The organism is Roseisolibacter sp. H3M3-2 (assembly GCF_029211165.1).
Classification (GTDB): Bacteria; Gemmatimonadota; Gemmatimonadetes; order Gemmatimonadales; family Gemmatimonadaceae; genus Roseisolibacter.
Genome location: NZ_JARGEK010000552.1, coordinates 1 through 2,304, shown reverse-complemented (window position 1 = coordinate 2,304; position 2,304 = coordinate 1). Strand labels below are relative to the sequence as shown.

The 2,304-nt window shown below is 77.7% G+C and carries 3 protein-coding genes; all 3 read right to left on the bottom strand.

Annotated elements, in window-relative coordinates; genetic code table 11:
• Positions 1–95: 95 nt before the first annotated feature.
• A complete protein-coding gene (locus PYV61_RS24370) occupies positions 96–824 on the bottom strand; it encodes an SDR family oxidoreductase (RefSeq protein WP_275836474.1) in 729 nt (242 codons plus the stop codon).
• Complete coding sequence (locus PYV61_RS24365; RefSeq protein ID WP_275836473.1) at positions 821–1,699, bottom strand: NAD(P)-dependent oxidoreductase; 879 nt, start codon at positions 1,697–1,699, stop codon at positions 821–823. The genes PYV61_RS24370 and PYV61_RS24365 overlap by 4 nt, the downstream gene beginning before the upstream one ends.
• Positions 1,696–2,304 (bottom strand): dihydroxy-acid dehydratase (locus PYV61_RS24360; protein WP_275836472.1); only part of this gene is annotated, 609 nt, incomplete at its 5' end. The genes PYV61_RS24360 and PYV61_RS24365, both read right to left, overlap by 4 nt.

Here is a 2,304-nt window from a genome sequence, read left to right as displayed (position 1 = left end):
GACCACGCCGTATCAGACCACGCCGTATCAGACCACGCCGTATCAGACCACGCCCTATCGGACCACGCCGTATCAGACCACGCCGTTCCAGGCCCTCAGAGCAGCGACAACCCCCCATCCACCGGCAGCACCGCCCCCGTCACGTACTCCATCCCCATGAGCCCGACCACCGCCCCCGCCACGTCCTCGGGGACGCCGAGGCGGCGCGCGGGGGCGTGCGCCACGACGTGCTCGCGCAGCGGCTGCCACTCGCGCGTGAGCGGCGTCTCGATGTAGCCCGGCGCGATCGCGTTGACGCGGATCTCGGGGCCGAGGGCGCGCGCCAGCAGGCGGGTGAGGTGCAGCACGCCGGCCTTGGAGACCGAGTAGGGGATCGAGCTCCCCGCGGCCGTGAAGCCGGCGATCGAGCCGGTCATCACGATCTGCCCGCGCGCGGCGGCGAGGTGCGGGCGCGCGGCGCGGGCGACGTTCCACGGGCCCTTGAGGTTCACCGCCATCACCAGGTCCCAGAACGCGTCGTCGACCGCGTCGAGGTCGTCGTGCGGGATGCGGCGCGCGATGCCGGCGTTGTTGACCACCGCGTCGAGCCGCCCGTGCGCGTCGACCGTCTCCCGCACGAGGCGCCGCGCGTCGTCGGGAGCGCTCACGTCGGCGTCGACGTAGGTGGCGCCCGGCAGCGCGGCGGCGAGCGCCGCGCCGGCGTCGGCGTCGCGGTGGCCGTTGAGCGCGACGCGCCAGCCGTCGGCGTGCAGCGCGCGGGCGATCGCGGCGCCGATGCCGCTCGACGAGCCGGTGACGAGGGCGACGCGCGGCGGGACGCTCATGTGAGGTAGGGGAGGACGACGGCGGTGAGGTCGAGCTCCGCGGCGCCGGTCGCGACGGCGCGGTCGAAGGCGGCGCGCGCGGGGGCCAGCAGGCGCGAGTCGACGCCGGCGTCGCGCATCATGTCGGCGATCATCCCCTGCGCCTCGAGGATGCGCGCGACCGGCGCGCCCGTGTCGGCGAAGTCGTCGGCGGCGGCGCGGGGGAGCGCGCGGTCGAGCATCGCGCTCGCCGCCCAGCCGCGCATCAGCACCGCGTGCGCGACCGCGGGGTCGAGCCCCGCGCGCAGCACCAGCGCGCTCGCCTCGGCGGCCGCCACGACGTGCACGCTCACGAGGTACTGGTTCACCAGCTTCAGGCGCTGCCCGCTCCCGCTCGGCCCCGCCCACTCGGCGCGCGCGGCGTAGGCGCCGAGCAGCCCGCGGGCGGCGTCGAAGGCGGCGCGGCCGCCGCCGACCATCGTCACCAGCTCGCCGCTGCGCGCGCGCTCCGGCCCCCCCGACACCGGCGCGTCGAGGAACGCGCAGCCGCACCGCGCCGCCGCGTCGGCGATCTCGGCGGCGAGCGCGGGGTCGAAGGTGCCGTGCTCGATCAGCGTCTGCCCGGCGCGCGCGTGCGCCGTCACGCCGTCGGCGCCGAGCCAGACGTCGCGCGTGACCGCAGTGTCGGCGAGGCAGCCGACCACCGCGTCGGCGTCGCGCACGACGTCGGCGATCGCGCGGGCGACCGCGGCCCCGTCGGCGGCGAGCGCGGCGTGGCGCCCCGGGGTGCGCTCCCACACCGTGACGCGGTGCCCGGCGGCGAGCAGCCGGCGCACCATGCCGGCCCCCATCGCCCCGGCGCCGAGGAAGCCGACGCGCCGCGTGGCGGCGCTCATGCGGGGGGCGCCGCGAAGTCGGCGCGCAGGAAGTCGAAGTCGCAGCCGGCGTCGGGCTGCAGCGCGTGGCGGCGGTGCAGCCAGGCGTAGCCGCGCGTCGGCGCGTCGGGGGCGCGGTACGGCGTGCGCCGCGCCAGCTCCTCGTCCGAGAGGAAGTGCGCGATCGTCCCCGCCTCGACGTCGAGCGCGATCTCGTCGCCGGTGGCGATGAGGCCGAGCGGGCCGCCGGCCGCGGCCTCGGGGGTGACGTGCAGGACCACGGTGCCGGTGGCGGTGCCGCTCATGCGGGCGTCGGAGAGGCGGAGCATGTCGCGCACGCCGGCGCGCGCGAGCTTCGCGGGGATCGGGATGTGCCCCACCTCGGGCATGCCGGCGCCGAGGACGCCCATGCCGCGCAGCACCAGCACGCTGTCGGCGTCGACGTCGAGGTCCGGGTCGTCGATGCGCGCGTTGAGGTCGGCCACGCCGTCGAACACCACCGCGCGCCCGCGGTGGCGCTGCAGCCGCGGGTCGTGCGCGCCGGCCGTCTTCAGCACCGCGCCGCGCGGCGCGAGGTTGCCGTGCAGCACGCGCAGCCCGCCGCGCGGCGCGCGCGCGGCGTCGAG